Source organism: Kitasatospora sp. NPDC058218, assembly GCF_042882445.1.
Lineage (GTDB): Bacteria > Actinomycetota > Actinomycetes > Streptomycetales > Streptomycetaceae > Kitasatospora.
In genome coordinates this window covers 52,218-74,828 of sequence record NZ_JBHVWC010000008.1, presented here as the reverse complement: position 1 = coordinate 74,828, position 22,611 = coordinate 52,218, and the positions used below count along the sequence as shown (strand labels likewise).

General features: G+C 71.3%; 22 protein-coding genes. 3 read left to right on the top strand and 19 right to left on the bottom strand.

Features of this window, described 5'->3' with window-relative positions; translation table 11 throughout:
* The first annotated feature begins 81 nt into the window (after nt 1-81).
* Nucleotides 82-1,389 carry an LLM class flavin-dependent oxidoreductase gene (locus ACFVYI_RS06935; RefSeq protein WP_387882097.1) on the top strand — a complete coding sequence of 436 codons (1,308 nt, stop codon included), beginning with the start codon at nt 82-84 and terminating at the stop codon, nt 1,387-1,389.
* Nucleotides 1,390-1,532: 143 nt separating this feature from the next.
* Here the strand turns inward: ACFVYI_RS06935 and ACFVYI_RS06930 are convergent, their stop codons facing one another.
* On the bottom strand, nt 1,533-1,925 hold the full coding sequence (locus ACFVYI_RS06930; protein ID WP_329489629.1) for an SCO5389 family protein: 393 nt from the start codon (nt 1,923-1,925) through the stop codon (nt 1,533-1,535).
* 486 nt (nt 1,926-2,411) lie between these two features.
* Between ACFVYI_RS06930 and nucS the strand changes: the two genes are divergently transcribed.
* The gene (gene nucS, locus ACFVYI_RS06925; RefSeq protein WP_387882096.1) at nt 2,412-3,071 is read left to right on the top strand and encodes an endonuclease NucS; all 660 of its coding nucleotides are present in this window, start codon (nt 2,412-2,414) and stop codon (nt 3,069-3,071) included.
* A gap of 4 nt (nt 3,072-3,075) precedes the next feature.
* On the opposite strand, the gene ACFVYI_RS06920 is transcribed toward nucS, so the two are convergent.
* The 5 genes from ACFVYI_RS06920 to ACFVYI_RS06900 form a co-directional block, all read right to left on the bottom strand.
* Entirely contained in the window at nt 3,076-5,391 is a 2,316-nt protein-coding gene (locus ACFVYI_RS06920) for an ATP-binding protein (protein WP_387882095.1), read from the bottom strand.
* A 264-nt stretch (nt 5,392-5,655) separates the two neighbouring features.
* Nucleotides 5,656-6,000: an STAS domain-containing protein gene (locus ACFVYI_RS06915; protein WP_387882094.1), complete on the bottom strand. Its 345-nt coding sequence runs from the start codon at nt 5,998-6,000 to the stop codon at nt 5,656-5,658.
* A gap of 366 nt (nt 6,001-6,366) precedes the next feature.
* On the bottom strand, nt 6,367-7,236 hold the full coding sequence (locus tag ACFVYI_RS06910) for a 3-hydroxyacyl-CoA dehydrogenase family protein (protein WP_387882093.1): 870 nt from the start codon (nt 7,234-7,236) through the stop codon (nt 6,367-6,369).
* 199 nt (nt 7,237-7,435) lie between these two features.
* Complete coding sequence (locus tag ACFVYI_RS06905; protein WP_387882092.1) at nt 7,436-8,086, bottom strand: response regulator; 651 nt, start codon at nt 8,084-8,086, stop codon at nt 7,436-7,438.
* Nucleotides 8,083-9,294, bottom strand: a complete 1,212-nt coding sequence (locus ACFVYI_RS06900; protein WP_387882091.1) for a sensor histidine kinase — start codon at nt 9,292-9,294, stop codon at nt 8,083-8,085. The genes ACFVYI_RS06905 and ACFVYI_RS06900 overlap by 4 nt, the downstream gene beginning before the upstream one ends.
* A gap of 158 nt (nt 9,295-9,452) precedes the next feature.
* Here ACFVYI_RS06900 and ACFVYI_RS06895 point away from each other — a divergent pair, with 158 nt between their 5' ends.
* Entirely contained in the window at nt 9,453-10,043 is a 591-nt protein-coding gene (locus ACFVYI_RS06895; RefSeq protein WP_387882090.1) for a hypothetical protein, read from the top strand.
* A 49-nt stretch (nt 10,044-10,092) separates the two neighbouring features.
* On the opposite strand, the gene ACFVYI_RS06890 is transcribed toward ACFVYI_RS06895, so the two are convergent.
* The 13 genes from ACFVYI_RS06890 to glyA all read right to left on the bottom strand — a co-directional run bounded on the left by ACFVYI_RS06890 (nt 10,093) and on the right by glyA (nt 22,558).
* Nucleotides 10,093-10,665: a cob(I)yrinic acid a,c-diamide adenosyltransferase gene (locus ACFVYI_RS06890; RefSeq protein WP_387882089.1), complete on the bottom strand. Its 573-nt coding sequence runs from the start codon at nt 10,663-10,665 to the stop codon at nt 10,093-10,095.
* Nucleotides 10,666-10,836: 171 nt separating this feature from the next.
* Nucleotides 10,837-11,337 carry a DUF2550 domain-containing protein gene (locus tag ACFVYI_RS06885; RefSeq protein WP_030302766.1) on the bottom strand — a complete coding sequence of 167 codons (501 nt, stop codon included), beginning with the start codon at nt 11,335-11,337 and terminating at the stop codon, nt 10,837-10,839.
* Between the two features lie 148 nt (nt 11,338-11,485).
* Nucleotides 11,486-11,869, bottom strand: a complete 384-nt coding sequence (locus ACFVYI_RS06880; RefSeq protein WP_360639367.1) for a F0F1 ATP synthase subunit epsilon — start codon at nt 11,867-11,869, stop codon at nt 11,486-11,488.
* A gap of 183 nt (nt 11,870-12,052) precedes the next feature.
* Nucleotides 12,053-13,498: a F0F1 ATP synthase subunit beta gene (atpD, locus tag ACFVYI_RS06875; protein ID WP_387882088.1), complete on the bottom strand. Its 1,446-nt coding sequence runs from the start codon at nt 13,496-13,498 to the stop codon at nt 12,053-12,055.
* A 2-nt stretch (nt 13,499-13,500) separates the two neighbouring features.
* A complete protein-coding gene (locus ACFVYI_RS06870) occupies nt 13,501-14,415 on the bottom strand; it encodes a F0F1 ATP synthase subunit gamma (protein ID WP_387882087.1) in 915 nt (304 codons plus the stop codon).
* 32 nt (nt 14,416-14,447) lie between these two features.
* Nucleotides 14,448-16,022, bottom strand: a complete 1,575-nt coding sequence (gene atpA / locus ACFVYI_RS06865) for a F0F1 ATP synthase subunit alpha (protein ID WP_387882086.1) — start codon at nt 16,020-16,022, stop codon at nt 14,448-14,450.
* 151 nt (nt 16,023-16,173) lie between these two features.
* Nucleotides 16,174-16,989: a F0F1 ATP synthase subunit delta gene (locus ACFVYI_RS06860; protein WP_387882085.1), complete on the bottom strand. Its 816-nt coding sequence runs from the start codon at nt 16,987-16,989 to the stop codon at nt 16,174-16,176.
* Nucleotides 16,986-17,546, bottom strand: a complete 561-nt coding sequence (locus tag ACFVYI_RS06855) for a F0F1 ATP synthase subunit B (protein WP_387882084.1) — start codon at nt 17,544-17,546, stop codon at nt 16,986-16,988. Before ACFVYI_RS06855 ends, ACFVYI_RS06860 begins: the two co-directional genes overlap by 4 nt.
* A gap of 34 nt (nt 17,547-17,580) precedes the next feature.
* A complete protein-coding gene (gene atpE / locus ACFVYI_RS06850) occupies nt 17,581-17,823 on the bottom strand; it encodes an ATP synthase F0 subunit C (protein ID WP_030302757.1) in 243 nt (80 codons plus the stop codon).
* Nucleotides 17,824-17,912: 89 nt separating this feature from the next.
* Nucleotides 17,913-18,728, bottom strand: a complete 816-nt coding sequence (gene atpB / locus ACFVYI_RS06845) for a F0F1 ATP synthase subunit A (protein ID WP_387882083.1) — start codon at nt 18,726-18,728, stop codon at nt 17,913-17,915.
* A gap of 285 nt (nt 18,729-19,013) precedes the next feature.
* Nucleotides 19,014-19,457 (bottom strand): hypothetical protein, encoded by a 444-nt coding sequence (locus tag ACFVYI_RS06840; protein ID WP_387882082.1) that lies wholly within the window; start codon nt 19,455-19,457, stop codon nt 19,014-19,016.
* Nucleotides 19,458-19,777: 320 nt separating this feature from the next.
* On the bottom strand, nt 19,778-21,121 hold the full coding sequence (locus tag ACFVYI_RS06835; RefSeq protein ID WP_387882081.1) for an MraY family glycosyltransferase: 1,344 nt from the start codon (nt 21,119-21,121) through the stop codon (nt 19,778-19,780).
* A gap of 132 nt (nt 21,122-21,253) precedes the next feature.
* Nucleotides 21,254-22,558 carry a serine hydroxymethyltransferase gene (glyA, locus tag ACFVYI_RS06830; RefSeq protein WP_387882080.1) on the bottom strand — a complete coding sequence of 435 codons (1,305 nt, stop codon included), beginning with the start codon at nt 22,556-22,558 and terminating at the stop codon, nt 21,254-21,256.
* Nucleotides 22,559-22,611: the final 53 nt, after the last annotated feature.

Below are 22,611 nucleotides of genomic sequence, written 5' to 3'. Positions count from 1 at the left end.
GCCATTGGCACATGACATCGGTTACTCACAAGGGGACAGGCGGGGCCCGCAGACCCTGCGCGCACCCGAGGAGGCCCAAGGATGACCAAGACCAGCGCCCGCGCCGAGACCCGCCGACCCGTCGGAGTCCGGCCACCCGCAGTCGGCCCGGCACCGACGACCGCCGGCCCGGCCGCCGCCCCCGGCACCCCCCTGCCGGCGCCCCAGCGCTCCGGCTCGCGCACCGCGGACACCGCACCGGTCCGGGTCGGCGCCTTCCTGCTCTCCGCGCAGTTCCCCGGCCAGACCCACGGCGAGGCCCTGGACCGGACGGTCCGGGCCACCGTCGAGGCCGAGCGGGCGGGCCTGGACAGCGTCTGGCTGGCCGAGCACCACTTCGTCCCGTACGGGGTCTGCCCGAACGCCGCCACGCTCGCCGCGATGCTGCTCGGCCGCACCCGCCGGATCGGCGTCGGCACCGCGGTCAGCGTGCTCTCCACCGCCCACCCGGTGGCGCTCGGCGAACAGGCCGCGATGCTGCACCTCGTCTCCGGCGGACGGTTCACGCTCGGGGTGGGGCGCGGCGGCCCGTGGATCGACCTGGACGTCTTCGGCGGCGGCGTGGAGGCCTTCGAGCAGGGCTTCCCGGAGCGGCTCGACCTGCTGCTGCGCTGGCTGCGCGGCACCCGGGTGGGCGCGGACGGCCCGCAGTTCAGCTTCCCGGAGGTGGCCGTGGTGCCGCGCGCCACCGAGCCGCCCCGGCGTCCCGACCTCGGTGCCTGGCTCGGCCTCGGCGACCAGTCCGGGCTGCTGCGCTTCCCGCGCCAGCGGGTGGAGACGGACGGGCCCGGCGAGGAACTCACCGCCTCGGGACGCCCGGTGGCGGGCCCGCCGATGGTGGTGGCCTGCACCTCGCCCGGCGGGGTCCGGCTCGCCGCCGAACGCGGCCTGCCGATGCTGCTCGGCATGCACTCCGGCGACGACGACAAGCTGCAGATGCTGGAGCTCTACCGCACCGCCTGGCTCGCCGCCGGCCGGAGCGAGGAGCAGCTGCGCCGGATCGGCCGCCAGCACGTCGCGGCCGGGGTGGCGCAGGTCGACGACCGCACCTCGGCGGCCCGGGCCACGCTGCTGCGCGCGATGCCCGGCTGGTTCGAGTACGGGCTCGGCGCGCACCGCACCGTGGACGGCCGGGAGCGCAAGATGCGCGACCCGCACGCGTACACCGAACTCCTCTGCGACCTGCACGCGGTGGGCACGCCGAAGCAGTGCGCCGACCGGCTGCTGGCCACCGCCGAGCGCACCGGGATCAGGCGCTTCGCGCTGCTCGCCGAGGGCAGCGGCGACCGTGAGGCCACCCTCCAGAACATCGCCCGGCTCGGCTCCGAGGTGCTGCCGCAACTGGGCTGACACCGACGGACCGGTCCGGACGGCGGACGCCGCCGGGCCGCCCCTCCCCGCGACGGGGTGGGGCGGCCCGGTGGCGTTCCGGTGCCGCGGCGGCGGCACCGGTGCTCCCTGCACGGTCGTGCCGGCGCAGCCGGCCCGACCGATCAGCAGTCCCGGAGCTCCTCGGACTGGTTGAGCAACTGCTCCCTGACGGACGTGAAGCGATCGAACCGCGCCTCGTTGGAGTCCGACGGCAGGAACACCGCGACCCGGTGACAGTTCTGGAAGGCCAGCCGGACGCCGAAGTGGCGCTGCAGAGCGCCCCGGATGGCATCGCTGGCCAGTGCCCGCAGGAGCTGGCCACGGGCCTGCTCGCTGGGCGGCGGTACGTGGTTGTCGGCGAAGTCGGTGCCGTCGACCTTCGCCTGGGCGACCAGCGAACTGATCAGCTCCCAGGCGTACGGCAGGGAGACGCGGACGCAGTCGACGAATTCCCGCTCGTCGACCTCGCCCCGCTCGGCCTTTTCCAGCAGGGCCGGTGAGACGTCGAGCGACATGGATTCTCCTCTCGCGGTCCACCCGCGCGGCGCCCGGGTGGTGATGCGTAGTCCAAGCTGAGGGTGAGGGTGGGCGAATCGCGCGTGATGTCCGGAACACCGTCGGACGGCTGTTTCCGGCACCGTGCGGAGGCGCCGGCGCCTAGGTCGCGTCGAGGGACGCGTCGGGGGCTCCGGCCGCTCAGAACAGCGTGGCAGCCATTGGGGGGCGGGGCCGGGGATTCCTGTGGATTGCTCCGTAAATACGCCTCGCTGCACCAGATTGGCCGGATCCTGCTGGATCGTTCATCTGAAGTCTCCGTCCCCGTTGACAGCTCCGCTGCAAGCAAGCCGTCACACACCGTAGCTGCCCGTGGGAATGGGCGCCAGAGTGCCGACAGGCATTCGCGGGATCGCCGAACCTCCATGTTCGCGGGGTTCGCGGATTCTTCACCCGGCCGTCGCGGAATCGCATCAACTGGCCCCGGTGGGCTAGCGTGGTCGACCGTGCGTCTCGTAATTGCCCGCTGCTCAGTCGACTATGCCGGTCGGCTCTCCGCCCATCTGCCCTCCGCCACCAGGCTCATCCTGGTCAAGGCCGACGGCAGCGTCAGCATCCACGCCGACGACCGCGCCTACAAGCCGCTCAACTGGATGTCCCCGCCGTGCACCCTCAAGGAGGCCGACGGGGTCTGGACAGTGATCAACAAGGCCGGCGAGAAGCTCATCATCACGCTGGAGGAGGTGCTGCACGACTCCTCCCACGAACTCGGGGTGGACCCCGGCCTGATCAAGGACGGCGTCGAAGCACACCTCCAGGAGCTGCTGGCCGACCGGATGGAGGTGCTCGGCGCCGGCTGGTCGCTCATCCGCCGCGAGTACCCGACGGCGATCGGCCCGGTCGACATCCTCTGCCGCGACTCCGACGGCACGACCGTCGCCGTCGAGATCAAGCGCCGCGGCGAGATCGACGGCGTCGAACAGCTCACCCGCTACCTGGAGCTGCTCAACCGGGACCCGCTGCTCGCCCCGGTGAAGGGCGTCTTCGCCGCGCAGGAGATCAAGCCCCAGGCCCGCGTCCTCGCCACCGACCGCGGAATCGGCTGCGTGGTGCTGGACTACGACGGGCTGCGCGGCATCGACGACGACAAGCTCAAGCTGTTCTGACCGATCAGCCCGACGGCGAGGTAGCACCTGGCGTCGACGGCGAGGCCGTCCCCGGAGTGGTCGGCCCGGAAGTCGGGGTGCTCGGCGTCGAAGGCGCGGTCGTCGTCGGGGTCGCCCCCGGACCGGAACTGCTGGGCTCGACAGGCGGCACGGTCGGCTGAACCGGCGGCGGCTGCACGGGCGGCACCACCGGGGGCTGCGGCTGACCCGGGGAGGGCGACTGCGAGGCCGTCCCCGTCGCGGTCGGCGACTTGCCGGCCTTCTTCGACGCCGACCCGGACGCCGACGGCGAGTGCGACGGCCCGCTGCTGCCCTCCGACGCCTCCGGCCCCTCCGTGTCCTGCGACGGCGGGGCCTGCGGGCTCTGCGGGCCGTCGGAGGGCGTGGCGGTGGGGCTCGGGCTCGGCCGGGGCGTCGGACGGCCCGCCGGCAGGCCGCTGCCGTCGTCCGTACTGCTGTGCGGATCGGTGCCGCGGCGCTCGTCCGGGCCCGTGACGCTCAGCCCGACCGCCGTACCGAGCACGCCGAGCGCGAGGACCGCCGCCGAGGCGGCGATCACGGTGCGCCGGGTGCCGCCGGCCGTGCCGGGGGTGGTCTTGAACCGCCAGGGCACCTGCGCGATCGCCCGGATGACAGGACGTCGAACGGGCATCGGAGCGGTCGACTCGGCGGCGGGCAGCTGTCGGCCGTCGGCGCGCAGCAGATCGAGCATCCGGCGGGCACCGGCGGCCCCGCGCAGCTCGCCGAGCGCGGCCCGCAGGGTGAGCGCGGACTCCAGTTCGGCGACGGCGCGCCCGGGCTCGCGGACGCAGATCGCGTAGACGCCCAACTCGTGGTGGAACCAGGCCTCGTCGGCCCGGGAGCCGGTGTTGCGGGCGGCTTCCAGGCCGAGCAGCAGGGCGCGCTCCCAGGTGCCCCAGCGCAGCGCCAGTGCCAGCGCCGGCCCGGCCGCCCGGGCCAGCCGCAGGACGGCGGTGTGCCGGCCGGCGGTCCGGTCGGCCAGCAGCACCCCGATCACCACCTCCGCCTCGGCCGCGATCTGCTCCGTGGAGACCGAACTGTGCCCGACCCACCAGGCGAAGTGCTGGGCGGCGCCGTCGATGCTGCCGCAGGCCGGCCAGTGCGGGGCGAGGAGGTCGAGCGCGCCCGCGGTGAGCCGGTGATGGCCGCCGATGGACACCGCCAGCCCGGCGTCGGCGAGTTCGTGCAGTGCGCTCTCGCCCTGGCCGACGTCGATCAGCGCCGGCAGGTGCGGGGCGGTCGGGCACTCGCCGCCGAGCGCCACCGCGAGCCTCAGTACGGCCTGGGCCGGCTCGCTGAGCCCCTCGGCGAGCCGGACGGCGGGCGAGGCGCTCTCGGCCACGGACGGCAGCGGGACGGTCCCGCGCAGCTCGCTCTCGCGGACCGCCGGGTCGGGGTGCCGGTCGGGTTCCTCGACCGCGCCGAAGACGCCCAGCCGGTCCTCCTCGGCGGCGACCAGCGCGTCCACCGCGACATCCCGCTGGCGCAGCAGCGCGGCGGCCTGGACGAAGCGCAGCGGCAGCCCCTCGGACTCGAACCAGAGGTCGACCGCCCAGGCCTTCTCGGCCGCGTCGAGGGGCCGGCCGGCCAGCCGGGCGGCGAGCGCGAGGCAGGCGGAGCGGGAGAGTCCGGCGACGAGGTGGTCCTGCAGCCGGGAGTCGGCGGGCAGCGGCGGGCTGTCCGGGGCGACGGAGATCAGGAAGGCGCAGTCGGGGGCGGCGGCGAGCAGGTGCTCCAGTTCCGCCCCGGCCGGTTCGACCTCGTCGACGACCACGATCGCGCCGACCCGGGAGAGGTGCTCGGCGAGTTGACCCGGGTCGGGGCGGAAGCCGGGGGCCTGGTGGGTGGCGGCGAAGAGGTCCTGGAGCAGGTCGTCGCCGGTGCGGCGGTGGCCGCAGAGCTGGACGACGCCGCCGGGCGCGAGGTCGCCGGCCGCCTCGGCGACGGCCGACAGCAGCGCGCTGCGGCCCGAGCCGGCCTGGCCGACCAGGCGTATCGAACGCCCCTCGGCGAGCAGGCCGAGCAGGTGCGCGATGTCCGCCTCGCGGTCGAGCAGCGGCAGGTCGGCGGGGCCGGCGCCGAGGGCGAGCGGTCCGACCGCGCGGCCGGGGCCGCCGACCGGGCCGCGGGCGGGTTCGGTGCGCCCGATCCGGCGCGGGCGGGGCCGCCACTCGTCGGGGCAGGGCCGGACCTCGGAACCGTCCGGGGTGCCGACGGTCACCAGCAGGGCACCGGAGACCAGCTCACCGCCCCTGGTGCGTACGGCTTCCTGCCGGAACTCACCGGATGGCTGTCCCACGATCTGCTCCGCCCCTGGTCGGCCGACGACTCGGTACGGCCGCTCCGGGTGGGGGGTACGCCCCTGCCTCCGGCCGGGGGGACCCCCGCCCCGCCGGAGGCAGGGAGGAGCCGGTCCTGTCCCCGGCGGCCGTCTTTCTGACGGCAGACTCTTGCACATCCGGCCCGTCGCGCGCAGGGCGGTCCCTTCCCGAAGGGGCACGGGAGGCCGACGCGGGGCGCGCGGGAGCCGGGTGAGAGGGGCACGGGAGCCCGGCGGGAGGGCCTACAGCACCGGGCCCAGCGCGGGCAGCGTCGCGCCGCGGGGCTCCGAGACGACGCCCTCCACGGCGAGGATGCGGTGCAGCCGGGTGGCCACCAGCAGCCGCTGGAGCTGTGCGGGGACGGACCGCAGCACCAGCCGGCGGCCGATCCGGCCGGCCCGGCGGTGGGTTCCCATGATCACGCCGAGGCCGGTGGCGTCCCAGGACTCCAGCCGGGCGAGGTCCAGCACGAGGTCGCCCCGGCCGACGTCGACGGCCTGGTGCAGTCGGACCCGCGCGTCGGCGGCGGTGCGCACGTCGAGGCGGCCCTCGATGGCCAGCGCCGCGTGGTCGCCCGTGATGCGCATGGTCTCCTCCTCCGCCTGGCGGTCACTGGTACGGGTCGTTCCGCCCCGGCCGCGCGGGCCCGGGAGCGGGTGTCCATCCGGGCGGGCCTGAAGCCCCGCGCCCGGGTCCGGCCGCAGCATCGTCGGCGTGGACCGGGTCCCCCTCATCTGACGGTGAACCAGGTCCGCAGGTTGCTGGTTCCGGCCAGATCTGAAGCAACTTCACTCGTCCGAGGGAATATACGCAGGAACTCTCCACACCTACGCTCGATTACCGCCCAAATCACCCGTCTGCGGTACCCGGCGTGAGGAAACTCACCTGCCCCCGCACGGTGGGCCGTACGGTCCTGCGACCGCACGGCCCGGCCGGTCACCGGCCCCGGCGCGTCACTTGCCCGGGTGCGGGTAGAAGCCCTGGCCGCTCTTGCGGCCCAGGTCACCGGCGGTGACCATGCGCGCCATGATCTCCGGCGGGGCGAACTTCTCGTCCTGGGTCTCGACGTAGATGTTCCGGGCGGCGTGCAGCAGGATGTCGACGCCGGTCAGGTCCGCGGTCTCCAGCGGGCCCATCGGGTGGCCGAAACCGAGCCGACAAGCGGTGTCGATGTCCTCGGCGGTGGCGACGCCCGACTCGTAGAGCTTGGCGGCCTCGACGACCAGCGCGCTGATCAGGCGGGTGGTGATGAAGCCGGCCACGTCACGGTTGACCACCACGACCTCCTTGCCGACGCCCTCGGCGAAGGCGCGCGCGGTGGCGAGCGTCTCGTCGCTGGTCTTGTAGCCGCGCACCAGCTCGACCAGGCGCATCAGCGGCACCGGCGAGAAGAAGTGCACGCCGACGACCGACTCGGGGCGGCGGGTGGCGGCGGCGATCCGGGTGATCGGAATGGCCGAGGTGTTGGAGGCCAGCACCGCGCCGTCCTTGGCGAGCTTGTCGAGCTCCTTGAAGACGGCCTCCTTGACGTCCAGCTGCTCGAAGACCGCCTCGACCACGATGTCGGCCTCGGCGACCGCACCGAGGTCCGTCGTGGTGGTGATCCGGCCGAGCGCCGCCTCGGCGTCCTCGGCGGTCAGCCTGCCCTTGGCGACGAACTTCTCGTACGAGGCGCGGATGCCCGCGAGACCGCGCTGCAGCGCCTCCTCGGTGACGTCCCGCAGCACCACCGGGTGACCGGCCTGGGCGGAGACCTGGGCGATCCCGGCCCCCATCAGGCCGGCCCCGATCACGGCGATCTGCTTGCTGGACGCGTTGCTCATGGCTGGGTCTCCCGGATGCCGTCGCCGCCCTGCGGGCGGGGCCTGAAGGCGGCTCAGCGCAGGGGTCACCCGCTCATGAGCCGCGCCGCTCATGCGCCGGACTCTAATGCCCTTCCGCCCGCCGTGGTGTCATCCGGGAGTGTGATCTGCGACCGACGGCCGTCGGCCCGGACCTGGTCCGATACCGGAGGGCCGCTGCTCAGATCGTCAGACCGAGGTCCTGCGCGAGGATCGCCGCCTGCACCCGGCTGCGCAGCCGCAGCTTGGCGAGGATCCGGCTGACGTGCGTCTTGGTGGTCGCCTCGGCCATCTCCAGCCGCCCGGCGATCTCGCCGTTCGACAGCCCGGCGCCGATGCAGGCCAGCACCTCCCGCTCACGCGGGGTGAGCCCCGAGACCGACTCCCGCACCTCGGGCCCGACCGTGCGCCCGGGGCGGGCGAAGGTGCCGATCAGCCGCCGGGTCACCGAGGGCGCCAGCATGCCGTCCCCGCGCGCCACCGTGCGGATGCCCTCGACCAGGGTGTCCGCCTCCAGGTCCTTCAGCAGGAAGCCGGCCGCGCCGGCCCGCAGCGCGCCGTAGACGTACTCGTCCAGGTCGAAGGTGGTCAGCACCAGGACCTGCGCCGCTCCGGCGGCCACCACCCGGCCGGTCGCCGAGACGCCGTCCAGCCGGGGCATCTGCACGTCCATCAGGACGACGTCGGGCCGCAGTTCCAGGGCCAGGCGCACCGCCTCCTCGCCGTCCGCGGCCTGCCCGACCACCTCCAGGTCCGGCTCGGCCCCCAGGATCATCACCAGCGCCGCCCGGACGGCCGCCTGGTCCTCGGCCACCAGCACCCGAATCGTCATGCCCGCCGCTCCCCTTCCTCGGTCACCAGTTCCCGCGGCAGCACCGCGCGTACGCTCCAGCAGTCACCCTCCGGGCCGGCCTCGAAGCTGCCGCCGAGCAGCCCGGCCCGCTCCCGCATGCCCACCATCCCGGCCCGGGCGCCGGGCAGTCCCCGGCCGGCGTCGGCGCGGTAGGGACTGTCCACGGCGATGCACAACTCCCGCGGCCCGTACTCCAGCAGCACCCGGACCCGCCCCGGGCCGGCGTGCTTCAGCGCGTTGGTGAGCGACTCCTGCACGATCCGGTACGCCGCCAGCCCGACCGGCACCGCCAGCTTCCCCCGCTCGCCGCGCTCCGCGAGGTCGAAGTCCAGCCCCACGTCCCGCCCGGCCGCCCGGGCCTTGGCCAGCAGCGCGTCCACCGCCCCCAGATCGGGTGCGGCGTACGACTCGTCGGCCTCTCCGCCGCCGCTGTCGCGCAGCAGCCCGATCATGCGGCGCATTTCGGCCAATCCCTGCACGCTGTTCTCCCGGATCACCCCCATGGCCGCCACCAACGGGTCCTCCTCGGAGCGACGCTGACGCCGGGCCACCGACTGGGCGCCGGTGGCGTGGATCGCGATGGCGGACAGGTGGTTGGCCACCACGTCGTGCAACTCCCTCGCCATCCGGGACCGTTCGGCGACCACCGCCTGGCGCCGGTCCATCTCGGAGAGCAGCGCGGTCTGCTCGGCGCGCAGCCGCTGGGTCTCCGCCTCCTCCCGGTGCCTGCGCACCAGGTCCCCGGTCCAGACCGGCCCGAGGAAGATCAGCGAGGTGATCACCACGACGGCCAGCGCCGTCGGGGCGTCGCTGTACAGGAAGGACAGGCTGCTCAGGACGATCACCGAGCCGGCGCCGCTCAGGTGCAGGATGCGGGACATCCGCGGTTTGCCGTAGAGCACCGACGCGTAGAGCAGGTCGGTGTACATGATGGTGGTCGCGATCAGCGCACCGGTGAAGATGCTCACGGCGAAGACCGCCCCGCCGAGCGTCACCGTCAGGATCGGGCGGGTGCGCCGGAACAGCTCCAGCCCGGCGGTGATCAGCAACGGTGGCAGCACCGCCCAGCGCGGGACGCCCTCGGAGTGGTCGTAGACCTTGAAGGCGATCAGCACCAGCCCGCCGATCAACCCGGCGAGGGCGATCGCCCGGTCCTCCTGCCGCGGGGTGAGTGTGGGTCTGCGCACTCCCCCATCAGATCATCCCCGGCCGGGCCTCCGGCTCCGGTACGGGGAGGAGCCGCCGTACATCGAAAGGTGCAGGGCCGGCTCGGCTCCGGAGACGACGACCGGCGCGCCCCGACCGACCAGGCTGGAGGCACCGCTGATCGACCTGGGAGCACTCCATGATCGTCACTCTGATCGTCGCGGCCGAGGTCGCGTTCTGGATCCTCCTCGCACTCGGCCTCGCCACCCGCTACCTGCTGCGGCTGCGCACGGTGAGCACCGTCCTGCTGGTCGGTCTGCCGGCGGTGGACCTGACCCTGTTCGCCCTGACCGTGCTCGACCTGCGCGGCGGCGCCACCGCCGGCTGGACGCACGCGCTGGCCGCCGGCTACGCGGGCTTCTCCATCGGCTACGGGCCGTCGCTGGTCCGCTGGGCCGACCGGCACTTCCAGTACCGCTTCGCCGGCGGCCCCAAGCCCAAGGGCGCCCCCAAGTACGGCGCCGAGCGGACCGCCCACGAGTGGCGGATCTGCCGGCGCACCGTGGTCTCGGCCGCGATCACCCTGGGGCTGATCACCGCCCTCGTCCCGCTCTCCGACGGCGCCGCCCACGTCGGCACCTTCACCGGCTGGTACCTGCGGCTGGGCCTGACGGCCGTGATCAACGTGATCGTGGCCGCCTGCTACTCGTTCTGGCCCAAGGAGGCCCCGGCCGGCGCGATCGTCGAGGAGGGCCACGTGGTGGGCTGGAAGATCCCCCAGCAGCAGTAGCGGCCGGCCGGCGCCACCGGTTGCCCCGCCGACCGGCGGGGCAACCGGTTCAGCGGTTCTCGCCCGGCACCCAGAGCACGTCGCCCCGCTCCTTGTTGGCCGCCCGGGCCAGGATGAACAAAAGGTCGGAGAGCCGGTTGAGGTACTTGGCGGTCAGCGGGTTCACGGTGTCCCCGTGCTCCTCGATCGCCGCCCAGGTGGCCCGCTCGGCCCGCCGCACCACCGTGCAGGCCAGGTGCAGGTGCGCCGCCCCCACCGTGCCGCCGGGGAGGATGAAGCTGCGCAGCTTCTCCAGCGACTCCAGGTAGTGGTCGCAGTCCGCCTCCAGCTTGTCGATGTAGGACTGCAGCACCCGCAGCGGCGGGTACTTCGGGTCCTCCACCACCGGGGTGGCCAGGTCCGCACCGACGTCGAAGAGATCGTTCTGCACCCGGACGAGCACCGCGGCGACGTCCTCGGACAGACCCCCGGCGGCGATCGCCACGCCGATCGCGGCGTTGGCCTCGTTGGTGTCGGCGTACGCGACCAGGCGCGGGTCGGTCTTGGTCGTACGGCTCATGTCACCGAGCGCGGTGGTGCCGTCGTCGCCGGTACGGGTGTAGATGCGCGTCAGATTGACCATGCCGCCAGACTAGCGAGCCGGGTTAGGCGACGTTAACCCCACCGGGGCACGGGCTGCCCCGGGTCCGTCGCCACCGACGTCGACCTCCCCCACCCCGAGGGTCCGTCGCTACGCGACGTTGACCTCCCCCAGCCTCCGGCCGGGGGACCCCCACCCCCGAGAGTCTCGTCGCTACGCGACGTTCACCCTCTGCCCGGGTGGGGCGGCTTCGAGCCAGGCGAGGAAGCCGGTCAGGGCGTCGTCGCTCATCGCCAGCTCCAGCGGGGCGCCGTTGTGCAGGCAGCGGAGCACGACCGAGCCGGAGAGCAGTGCCAGCTCCTCCTGGCCCTCGGGGTAGCGCCGGCCCAGTACCTCGATCTCCCGGCGCGGAAGCACCTTGCGCGGGCGCGGGGCGTACGAGAAGACCCGGAACCACTCGATCGAGTCACCGCTGTAGCGGCCGATACCAAAAACCCACCCCTTGCCGTCGGTCTGGGGGACCGGGGCGGAGGTGGGTTTGCCGTTCTCGTCGAGGTCGGGCTGTGTCGAGGCGTCGGCGGGCATTTTGAGCCGGTAGCTGCAGTCGAACGTTCCGCCGACCCGCTGGATCACACGGCGCCGTACCGCGAATGCCACCAGGCCGATCACACCCAGCGCAACGACCGCCGCGCACACCACAAGGGCGAGGACCATGCTCACCTACCTCCTCGCTACCCGCGTTCCCCGTATCGGTCGTATCAGGCGACCGCGTTGACCTACCAACTGAGACGACAGTCCCGGGGTCACGCTCACGCGTCCCCGGGACCGTCGGTCGACCCCGCTAAGCCAGGGTCCGGCGCACTCAGGCGTGGGCCTTGAGACCGCGCGCCGCGAACAGACGCACCTCGGCGCGTCGCTCGGCGTGCTCGTCCAGGTCCGACTTCGCCTGCTCCAGCGCACGCTCGGCGCGCGCGACATCGATCTCGTCCGCCAGCTCGGCGATCTCCGCGAGCAGAGACAGCTTGTTGTCGGCGAAGGAGATGAAGCCGCCGTGCACGGCGGCGATCACGGTGCCGCCGTCCACGGTGCGGATGGTGACCGGACCGGTCTCCAGCACGCTCAGCACCGGGGTGTGACCCGGCATGATGCCGGTGTCACCGGAGGCCGTACGGGCGACGACGATGGTGGCCGCACCGGACCACACCTTGCGGTCGGCTGCGACCAGCTCGACGTGCAGCTCAGCCAACGTGGGCTCCTAGGCTCATGCAACGCCCGATTACTCGGGAGTTTCGGTAAGAATAACGGGCCCGCGCCCCCGACATGAAACCGGCGGCACGGATTTGACCGGAATCACAGCCGATGCGACGCGAGGGGTGGGTCCCAGGGCTGGGGCCCACCCCTCACAGTCACTCGCTGCTACCGGACGCGATTACTTCTTCGCGAGCTCGGCGGCGTTCTTCTCGAGGTCCTCGATGCCACCGCACATGAAGAAGGCCTGCTCGGGAACGGAGTCGTACTTGCCGTCCGCGATCGAGTTGAAGGCCTCGATGGTCTCCGACAGCGGCACGGTCGAACCCTCGACACCGGTGAACTGCTTCGCCACGTAGGTGTTCTGCGAGAGGAAGCGCTCGATGCGACGGGCCCGGTGGACCGTGATCTTGTCGTCCTCGGACAGCTCGTCCATACCGAGGATGGCGATGATGTCCTGCAGGTCCTTGTACTTCTGCAGGATCCCCTTGATACGGATGGCCGTCTCGTAGTGGGTCTGCGCGATGTACCGCGGGTCGAGGATGCGGGACGTGGAGTCCAGCGGGTCGACGGCCGGGTAGATGCCCTTCTCCGAGATCGGGCGCGACAGAACGGTCGTCGCGTCCAGGTGGGCGAAGGTGGTGGCCGGGGCCGGGTCGGTCAGGTCGTCCGCGGGGACGTAGATCGCCTGCATCGAGGTGATCGAGTGACCGCGGGTCGAGGTGATGCGCTCCTGCAGGAGGCCCATCTCGTCGGCCAGGTTCGGCTGGTAGCCCACCGCGGAGGGCATGCGGCCGAGCAGGGTCGACACCTCGGAACCGGCCTGGGTGAACCGGAAGATGTTGTCGATGAAGAGGAGCACGTCCTGCTTCTCGACGTCACGGAAGTACTCCGCCATGGTCAGCGCGGAGAGCGCGACGCGCAGACGGGTGCCCGGCGGCTCGTCCATCTGGCCGAAGACCAGCGCGGTCTTGTCCAGAACGCCCGAGTCGACCATCTCGTGGATGAGGTCGTTGCCCTCACGGGTACGCTCACCGACGCCGGCGAAGACCGACACACCACCGAAGTTCTCGGCGACGCGGTAGATCATCTCCTGGATCAGAACGGTCTTGCCGACACCGGCACCACCGAACAGACCGATCTTGCCACCGGTGACGTACGGGGTGAGCAGGTCGATGACCTTGATGCCGGTCTCGAACATCTCGGTCTTGGACTCGAGGTCCTTGAAGTCCGGCGCCTTGCGGTGGATCGGCCAGCGGACCTCGACCTGGGCCTCGAACTCGGCCTTGTCGACGTTCAGCACCTCACCGAGGGCGTTGAACACCTTGCCCTTGGTGATCTGGCCGACCGGCACCGAGATGGCGGAGCCGGTGTCGGAGACCTGCGCGCCACGGACCAGGCCGTCGGTCGGCTGCATCGAGATGCCGCGGACCATGCCGTCGCCGAGGTGCTGCGCGACCTCGAGGGTCAGGATCTTCTTGCCCGAGCCGTCGGGGTTGTCCACCTCGACGTGCAGGGCGTTGAACATGTTGGGAATCGCGTCGACGGGGAACTCCACGTCGACGACCGGGCCGATGACCCGCGCGACGCGGCCCGTCGCCGTGGTCGGCTCAACTGTGGTGGTCATTCTCATTCGCTCCCGCGGCTAGCGTCGGCGAGGGCGTTGGCACCGCCGACGATCTCGCTGATTTCCTGGGTGATCTCGGCCTGACGGGCCGAGTTGGCAAGCCGCGTGAGCGACTTGATGAGCTCGCCGGCGTTGTCCGTCGCGCTCTTCATCGCGCGCCGACGGGCGGCGTGCTCGGAGGCGGCCGACTGCAGCAGCGCGCTGTAGATCCGGCTCTCGACGTACCGCGGCAGCAGTGCGTCGAGGACGCCCTCCGCCGACGGCTCGAAGTCGTACAGCGGGAAGATCTGGTGCGTGGCCTTCGACTGGTCGCTGAGCTCGACCTCGTCGAGCTTCAGCGGCAGCAGCCGCACGTCGACCGCGGTCTGCGTCAGCATGGACTCGAACTCGGTCGAGACCACGTGGATCTCGTCCACGCCGCCGGTCTCGGCCGTGAAGGCCTCGATCAGCTCGGCCGCCACGGCCTTCGCGTCACCGTAGCTCGGCTTGTCCGAGAAGCCCGTCCACGACTGACCCACCGCGAGGTTGCGGAAGGTGTAGTACGACAGACCCTTCCGACCGACGATGTAGGTCACCACGTCCTTGCCCTCGCCGCGCAGGCGCTCGGTGAGCACCGTCGAGGCCTTGATGGCGTTGGACGAGTAACCGCCGGCCAGGCCGCGGTCCGCCGTGATCAGCAGGACGGCGGCACGCGAGGCGTTCGGGTTCTCGGTGGTGAGCGGGTGCCTGGCGTTGGACCGGGTGGCCACCGCCGTCACCGCCCGGGTGAGCTCGTCGGCGTACGGAGTGGAGGCGGCCACCGCGCGCTGCGCCTTACCGATGCGCGCCGCGGAGATCATCTCCATCGCCTTGGTGATCTTCTTCGTCGCGGTGACAGAGCGGATCCGGCGCTTGTAGACCCGAAGCTGTGCTCCCATGGGTCGTTACGTCCTTTCCCTCGTTACCGGACTCAGGCCTGCTCGGAGAGCAGCTTGCCGTCAGCCGTGGTGTAGCCCTGCTTGAAGGCCTCGATCGCGGTGGTCAGCGCGTCGATGGTGCCGTCCTCCAGCTTGGAGGTCTCGACGATGCCGGCCAGCAGGTTCTTGTGCTGCAGGCGCAGGTGGTCCAGGAACTCGCGCTCGAAGCGGCGGATCTCCGCGACCGGGATGTCGTCCAGCTTGCCGGTGGTGCCGGCCCAGATGGAGACGACCTGCTCCTCGACCGGGAACGGCTGGTACTGGCCCTGCTTCAGCAGCTCGACCATGCGGGCACCGCGCTCCAGCTGGGCCTTGGAGGCCGCGTCCAGGTCGGAGCCGAAGCCGGCGAAGGCCTCCAGCTCACGGTACTGGGCGAGGTCCAGGCGCAGACGGCCAGCGACCGACTTCATGGCCTTGATCTGGGCCGAACCGCCGACGCGGGACACCGAGATACCGACGTTCACGGCCGGGCGGATGCCGGCGTTGAACAGGTCGGACTCCAGGAAGCACTGGCCGTCGGTGATCGAGATGACGTTGGTCGGGATGTACGCCGAGACGTCGTTGGCCTTGGTCTCGATGATCGGCAGACCGGTCATCGAGCCGGCGCCCAGCTCGTCGGAGAGCTTCGCGCAGCGCTCCAGCAGGCGGGAGTGCAGGTAGAAGACGTCACCCGGGTAGGCCTCGCGGCCCGGCGGACGACGGAGCAGCAGCGACACGGAGCGGTACGCCTCGGCCTGCTTCGACAGGTCGTCGAAGATGATGAGGACGTGCTTGCCGTCGTACATCCACTCCTGGCCGATGGCCGAACCGGTGTACGGGGCGAGGTACTTGAAGCCGGCCGGGTCGGAGGCGGGAGCAGCCACGATGGTGGTGTACTCCAGCGCGCCGGCCTCCTCCAGGGCGCCGCGCACGGACGCGATGGTGGAGCCCTTCTGGCCCACGGCGACGTAGATGCAGCGGACCTGCTTCTTCGGGTCGCCCGAGCGCCAGTTGTCGCGCTGGTTGATGATCGTGTCGATCGCCACCGCGGTCTTGCCGGTCTGGCGGTCGCCGATGATCAGCTGGCGCTGGCCGCGGCCGATCGGGGTCATCGCGTCGATGGCCTTGATACCGGTCTGCATCGGCTCGTGGACCGACTTGCGGACCATGACGCCGGGGGCCTGCAGCTCCAGGGCGCGACGGCCGGTGGAGGCGATGTCGCCCAGACCGTCGATCGCGTTGCCCAGCGGGTCCACGACGCGGCCGAGGTAGCCGTCGCCGACCGGCACAGAGAGGACCTCGCCGGTGCGACGCACCGTCTGGCCCTCCTCGATGCCGCCGAACTCACCGAGGATGACGACACCGATCTCACGGGTGTCGAGGTTCAGCGCGAGGCCGAGCGTGCCGTCCTCGAACTTCAGCAGCTCGTTCGCCATGACCGAGGGCAGACCCTCGACATGGGCGATACCGTCCGCCGCGTCAGTGACCGTGCCGACCTCTTCACGCGAGGCGGCGTCCGGCTGGTACGACTGGACAAAGTCGGCCAGCGCGTCCCGGATTTCCTCCGGACGGATCGTAAGCTCCGCCATCAGGCTTCCCTGCTCTCCTAGTTTGCGATCCTCGGCCCGCCATTGAGGGCCGCAAGTATTCGACTCTCGGCCGGGTCTCTCGAACCGGCCGTACGATTTGCCGGCTCCGGTGGAGCCGGTTCCCGACCGAGGGTCGGATGTGCTTCGGTGCTCAGCCTTCGAGCGACTGGCGAGCGCCTTCGAGGCGGCTCGACACGGTGCCGTCGATGATCTCGTCACCGATCTGGACCCGGACACCGCCGACGACCTCGGGGTCGACGTCGATGTTCAGGTGCACCCGGCGGCTGTACAGCCGGCCCAGAGCACCCTCCAGGCGCTCCTTCTGGCCGTCCGACAGCGGCACCGCGGTGGTGACCAGGGCCACCACGCGCCCGCGCCGTGCGGCGGCGAGCTTCGAGTAGGACTCCAGGCCCTGCTCAAGGCTACGGCCACGCGGGTTGTTCACCAGGGCGGTGACCAGCCGGACGGTGCCCGCGTTGGCGCGGCCACCGAGCAGCTTCTTGATCAGCGCGGCCTTGGCGACGGCACCGGCCTTGGGCTCGGTCAGGCCGGCGCGCAGCTCCTGCGAGCCGCTCACCACCCGGCCGAACCGGAACAGCTCGTCCTCGACGTCGTCCAGGACACCGGCCTTGTCGGCGGCGATGACCTCGGCGTACGCGGCCAGCTCCTCGACCCCGTCGACCAGGTCGCGCGAGCCCGACCAGCGGGAGCGGACCAGGCCGGAGACCAGGTCGAGGGTCTCGCCGGAGACCTGTCCGGCCAGCAGCGAGGAGACCAGCTGGGCCTTGTCCTGGCCCGACCGGGACGGGTCGGTCAGAACGCGGCGCAGCGACACCTCACGGTCCAGGAGGACCGTGACGGAGGTGAGCTCCTCGGCCACCTTGACCGCGTCCACCGAGGTGGAGTCGGTCAGGGCTTCGAGGTTCTGCCGCCCGGCGGCGAGGGCCTCGCGGCTTGCGCCGATCACTTGGCCGCACCCTGAGCAACGGTGGCCTTGGCCTCCAGCTCGTCCAGGAAGCGGTCAATCACGCCGCTCTGCCGGGCGTGGTCCTCGAGGGACTCACCCACGATGCGGGAGGCCAGCTGCGAAGCGAGCGACCCAACGTCCTGGCGCAGGGCGGCAGTCGCCTGCTTCTTGTCGGCTTCGATCTGGGCGTGACCGGCGGCGACGATGGCCTCGCGCTGACGCTGGCCCTCCTCGCGCATCTCGGTGAGCTGGGCAGCGCCCTGCTCACGGGACTGCTCGACGATGCGGGCAGCCTCGTGACGCGCCTCGGCGAGCTCGGCGCGGTACTGCTCAAGCAGGGCCTGGGCCTCGGCCTGAGCGGCCTCGGCGCGCTCCATACCGCCCTCGATCGCATCCCGGCGCTCCGACAGCACCTTCTCGATGCTGGGGAGGAGCTTCTTGCCGAGGATCCCGAAGACGATGAAGAAGCAGAGCAGGCCGATGATGATCTCGGGCCATGCGGGGAGGAGAGGATTCATGATCTCCTCCTCCTCCGCGAGGTGAGCCACGATGCTCATATCTGGACCTTCCTCGAAGGGTCTACAGCCGGGATTACTTGGGGCCCTGGCCGAAGACGAACGGCATGACGATGCCGATGAGGGCGAGCGCCTCGGTCAGCGCGAAGCCGATGAACATGTTGGAGCGGATCAGGCCGGCGGCCTCGGGCTGGCGGGCCATGGCCTGCACGCCGTTACCGAAGATCAGACCGACGCCGATGCCGGGGCCGATCGCGGCGAGGCCGTAACCGATGGAAGCGACGGAACCGTAGACGCCGACCTCAGCGAGCATGCTCATTGCAGTGTGTCCTTTGCGGGGATGGTGTACCGGTGGTGATTGGCCACCGGGCGTTCCGGGAGTGGTTCAGGAGGGCCGTGGCCCCTGGCTCAGTGCGCCTCTTCGAGGGCACCGGCGATGTAGCTGCTGGCCAGCATCACGAAGATGTAGGCCTGCAGGAACTGGACCAGCAGCTCGAAGGCGGTCAGGCCGATGGCGACGATGAACGAGGCCGAGCCGTAGAGCGCGCCCAGGGTCGGGCTGAGCAGGTACCAGGAGGCAATGGAGAACATCACGATCAGCAGGTGGCCGGCGAACATGTTCGCGAAGGCTCGGACCGCGAGCGTGAACGGACGCACGAAGATGTTCGAGAAGAACTCGATCGGCACCAGGATGAACATGACCCAGCCGGGAATGCCCGAGGGCCAGCAGAGGTTCTTCAGACCACCGACGAAGCCGTGCTTCTTGAAGGTCAGCGTCATGTAGGTGACCCAGACGACGGCCGCGAGGCCGGCCGGGAACGCGATCGCCGCCGTCACCGGGAACTGGGCGAACGGGATGACCGACATGATGTTCATCAACCAGACGAAGAAGAACATCGAGACCAGCATCGGGACGTACTTCTCGCCCTTCTTGCCGATCGTCTCCAGCACGATGGACCGCTTGACGAAGTCGTAGCCGATCTCACCGACCAGCTGCAGCTTGCCGGGCACGAGGCGCGGCTTGGCGAAGGCGGCCCAGAAGAAGACGATGACGAGCAGCGAGACGATGATCGACAGCAGCATCGGCTTGTTGAACTCGACGCTGCCGATCGTGAAGATCGGCTCGAACTGGAACTCGTTCAGGCCCGGGGCCGGGAAGCCGCAGCCAGCGTCCCCGAAGTGGCAACTGCCTGAGGCGAGCGAAGACGTGAGTTCAGCACTCACCACGGACTCCTTCGTCGTGACGCATGGTTACGGCAACCTCGGTGTGTCGGCGTGGCCTGCGGCCACGGTGCGGCACTGGAACTTGATGGGTTTCTCGCCGACCCCGCGCGGAAGTGCTCTGCACCACAGCGGGATCATCGAAGACTGCAAGGATCCGGGGGGCGATCCGTCCATCGTGCGGACAGACCTGGCCTCTTCCCGTACTCCGTTGTTGCGACGGACGATAGCAGCCCGTCAGGACGGTATAAACACCGCCCCCCTCGTTGGGGGGACAGCCAGGCCTCGTCACTGTTGACGTCCCGAGTCGGAAGGCTTGTCGCCCTTGTTTTCGGAGGCGTCGGTGTCGACGTAGAAGGTCTTGGCCTTGAGTGCGCCGCGCACCTGGAAGCCCGTCCAGATCAGGGCGCAGCCCAGCAGCGTGAAGGCGAAGGCCTGCCGGTTGAAGAGCTCGGTGTCCTTGAAGACCGCGAGGACGATTCCGACCAGCAGGATCTGAGTGGTGTAGACCAGGAGCCCGGCAGCCATCATGATGTGCGGGTTCGACCTGGTCAGCCGGTCGAGTGCGACCTGACCGAAGCTGAAGAAGGCCATCACCAGCAGCGTTCCGAAGAGGGCGCCGAGCGCTCCCTTGCCACCCGCGACGGCATAGGAGATCACCATGGCGATGATCCCGGCGACCGCAGTGGGGATCGCGGCGCCGCGAAGGATCCGGGCGTCGTTGGACGGCATGTCGGCAACTCCGGCGGCATGTCGATGTGGCGGGGGGACGGGCACAGAACGTGGTGGTGGTACCGACCAAGGGACCGCCGTGGACCGGCCGCTCTGCGGCGAGTCCGTCGAGGGAGACCGACCGGGGACGGAAGTCCTCCACCTGTCAGGTCTTTCGGCGTGTTCTCGGTACTCGTGAACGGTATCACAAACTATTTGATGAGAGCTTTACCATGATTGTGTGGCACCTGTCACACTGGCGGCCCAACAGTGCCCCCGTACGGGTGAACCACCTTGACGACGCGTCAGACGCTTCACCCGGCCCCCGCCACCTGCCGCTCCTACCGGCCGCGACCGCTGCCGTGGCCCCGGCCGCCGACCGCCGACGAACCCCCCTTGTGCCCCAGACCGCCGAGCAGCTCCTTGTCCTTCGCGGACAGCTCGGCCATCGGCTCCGAGGTCGCCGCGGCCACCGGGGCATCGCCCTCGGCGACCCGCGCGACGGCCCGGCCCGGGTTGCGGCGCCGGTAGCGCGGCGGCACGAAGGCCTGCACGGCCCGCGGCGCGCGCGGGCGGAAGCGCGGGGTGAGCAGCACCACCAGGCCGACCAGGCAGAGCCCGGCCAGCGTCAGCACGACCGTGCGGCCGGTGTTGGTGACCGAGAAGGCGACGGTGCCGAAGGCGATCAGCGCCGCCCAGAAGTACATGATCAGGACGGCCCGGCTGTGCGAGTGGCCGACCTGGAGCAGCCGGTGGTGCAGGTGCCGCTTGTCGGCGGCGAACGGCGACTGGCCGGCCCAGGTGCGGCGGACCACGGCGAGCAGCAGGTCGGCCAGCGGCAGCGCGATGACGGTCAGCGGCAGCAGCAGCGGGATGTAGATCGGCACCAGGGCGTGCACGGTGGCGGTCTGCGAACCGGTCTCGCTGGTGATGAGGTCCGGGTCGACGCGGCCGGTGATGGAGATCGCGGCGACGGCCAGCATCAGGCCGAGCATCATCGAGCCGGAGTCGCCCATGAAGATCCGGGCCGGGTGCACGTTGTGCACCAGGAAACCCAGGCACATCCCGATCAGCAGCACGCTGAAGAGCACGGCGGGAGCCGCGTCGGTGATCGTGTAGCCGTACCAGAGCCGGTAGGAGTACAGGAAGAAGGCCATCGCGGCGATGCAGACCATGCCGCCGGCCAGGCCGTCCAGGCCGTCGATGAAGTTCACCGCGTTGACCATGACGACGACCATGGTGACCGAGATGACCATGCCCTGGGTGGGGCTCACCGCGACCGCGCCGACGCCGGGCACCGGCAGGGTGATCACCGTGACGCCCTGCCAGACCATCACACCGGCGGCGATCATCTGGCCGCCGAGCTTGACCAGGGCGTCCACGCCCCACTTGTCGTCGAGCACGCCGAGCAGCCACATGATCCCGGCACCGGAGAGCAGCGCGCGGATGTCGGTGCCCTGGGAGAACACCTTGCTGAGGTTGTCCAGCTGGGAGGCGACCAGGATGCCCGCGCAGAGGCCGCCGAACATCGCGATGCCGCCCAGCCGGGGCGTGGGCTCGCGGTGCACGTCACGGGCGCGGACCGGCGGCATCGCGCCGGCCGCGATCGCGAACTTCCGCACCGGGCCGGTCAGCAGATAGGTGACGGCCGCCGTGCAGAAGAGCACCAGCAGATACTCACGCACCACTGGCCTCCTGCGTCACTGTCCGACGGGTAGGTACCGAAGGTACTCCCGTGCCTGTCCGGGGTTCGAGGTGCGTCGCCACGGCACACACCTTATTGAGTCGGACGCCCGGCGCGTGCATCGCGGTTCGCCCTACCGGGTAGGAGAGCGCAATACCCCCCGGCCGGGGGCGGCGAAGGCCCGCGCCAGCTCGCGGACCCGGGCTCCGATCCGGACGTCCGTGCCCTCGGCGAGCAGCCGTCCGATCAGCGCCGCGATCTCGGCCAGCTCGGCCTCCCCCATGCCCTGCGTGGTGACGGCACCGGTACCGAGCCGGATCCCGGAGGCCTCGGAGGGCGGCGCGGAGTCGTAGGGCAGTGCGCACTTGCCGAGCAGCAGGCCGGCGGCGGCGCAGCGGCGTTCGGCCTCGGCGCCGCTGACGCCGAGCGGTCCGACGTCGGCCGTCACCAGATGGGTGTCGGTCCCGCCGGTCAACGGGCGCGTCCCGGCCTCCGCGAGCCCCGCCGCCAGCACCCGCGCCCCCGCCACCGTGCGATGGGCGTAGGCGCGGTACTCGGGGGTGGCCGCCTCGGCGAAGGCGACGGCCTTGCCGGCCACCTCGTTCATCGCGGCGCCGCCCTGGCTGAACGGGAAGACCGCCCGGTCGATCCGCTCGGCCAGCTCGGCGGTGGAGAGCAGCAGGCCGCCGCGCGGGCCCCGGAGCAGCTTGTGGGTGGCGGCCACGGTGACGTCCGCGTACGGCACCGGGGAGGGCGCCACCCCCGCCGCGACCAGGCCGGTGGTCTGGGCGACGGAGGCGATCAGATAGGCGTCCACCTCCTCGGCGATCTCCCGGAAGGCCGCCCAGTCCGGGTGCCGGGGGTAGGAGATCGAGCCGGCCACGATGGCCTTCGGCCGGTGCTCACGGGCGAGCTCGCGGACCTGGTCGAGATCGATCAGACCGTCGTCCCGGCGCACCCCGTAGCCGATGAAGTCGAACCAGCGTCCGGAGAAGTTGGCGCGCGAGCCGCAACTGAGGTGGCCGCCGTGCTCCAGCGACATCGCCAGCACCACGTCACCGGGGCGCAGCAGCGCGGCGTAGGTCGCCAGCATGGCCGAAGTGGCCGAGCGGGGCTGGACGTTGGCGTGCGGGGCGGCGAACAGCTGGCGAGCCCGGTCGATCGCCAGCAGCTCGGCGGCGTCCGCCAGCGCGCAGCCGGTGTGGTGGCGCCGGCCGGGGTAGCCCTCGGCGTACTTGTCGATCAGCGGGCCGCCCAGTGCGGCCAGCACGGCCGGGCCGGTGAGGTTCTCCCCCGCCAGCAGCTGGATCGTCTCGGCACGCCGCTCCGCCTCGGCGGCGAGCAGGTCGGCCAGCTGCGGGTCGGCCCGGCGCAGCGCTTCGGACGCCCACCGCCCCGTCGTCTCGGAGGAACCGGTCGCGGCATCGGTGACGGTCATGGCGGAGCTCCCGGGCAGCGTCGGGCAGGTGTCTCCAGCGTAGGACCGGGCCC

What these genes read in the sequence shown, in the direction of transcription:
- ACFVYI_RS06935 (WP_387882097.1), top strand. Translation starts at nt 82, where the DNA reads ATGACCAAGACCAGCGCCCGCGCCGAGACCCGCCGACCCGTCGGAGTC.
- ACFVYI_RS06930 (WP_329489629.1), bottom strand. Translation starts at nt 1,925, where the DNA reads ATGTCGCTCGACGTCTCACCGGCCCTGCTGGAAAAGGCCGAGCGGGGC.
- ACFVYI_RS06915 (WP_387882094.1), bottom strand. Translation starts at nt 6,000, where the DNA reads ATGCGCATCACGGGCGACCACGCGGCGCTGGCCATCGAGGGCCGCCTC.
- ACFVYI_RS06910 (WP_387882093.1), bottom strand. Translation starts at nt 7,236, where the DNA reads ATGAGCAACGCGTCCAGCAAGCAGATCGCCGTGATCGGGGCCGGCCTG.
- ACFVYI_RS06905 (WP_387882092.1), bottom strand. Translation starts at nt 8,086, where the DNA reads ATGACGATTCGGGTGCTGGTGGCCGAGGACCAGGCGGCCGTCCGGGCG.
- ACFVYI_RS06895 (WP_387882090.1), top strand. Translation starts at nt 9,453, where the DNA reads ATGATCGTCACTCTGATCGTCGCGGCCGAGGTCGCGTTCTGGATCCTC.
- ACFVYI_RS06890 (WP_387882089.1), bottom strand. Translation starts at nt 10,665, where the DNA reads ATGGTCAATCTGACGCGCATCTACACCCGTACCGGCGACGACGGCACC.
- ACFVYI_RS06885 (WP_030302766.1), bottom strand. Translation starts at nt 11,337, where the DNA reads ATGGTCCTCGCCCTTGTGGTGTGCGCGGCGGTCGTTGCGCTGGGTGTG.
- atpD (WP_387882088.1), bottom strand. Translation starts at nt 13,498, where the DNA reads ATGACCACCACAGTTGAGCCGACCACGGCGACGGGCCGCGTCGCGCGG.
- ACFVYI_RS06870 (WP_387882087.1), bottom strand. Translation starts at nt 14,415, where the DNA reads ATGGGAGCACAGCTTCGGGTCTACAAGCGCCGGATCCGCTCTGTCACC.
- atpA (WP_387882086.1), bottom strand. Translation starts at nt 16,022, where the DNA reads ATGGCGGAGCTTACGATCCGTCCGGAGGAAATCCGGGACGCGCTGGCC.
- ACFVYI_RS06855 (WP_387882084.1), bottom strand. Translation starts at nt 17,546, where the DNA reads ATGAGCATCGTGGCTCACCTCGCGGAGGAGGAGGAGATCATGAATCCT.
- atpE (WP_030302757.1), bottom strand. Translation starts at nt 17,823, where the DNA reads ATGAGCATGCTCGCTGAGGTCGGCGTCTACGGTTCCGTCGCTTCCATC.
- ACFVYI_RS06840 (WP_387882082.1), bottom strand. Translation starts at nt 19,457, where the DNA reads ATGCCGTCCAACGACGCCCGGATCCTTCGCGGCGCCGCGATCCCCACT.
- glyA (WP_387882080.1), bottom strand. Translation starts at nt 22,558, where the DNA reads ATGACCGTCACCGATGCCGCGACCGGTTCCTCCGAGACGACGGGGCGG.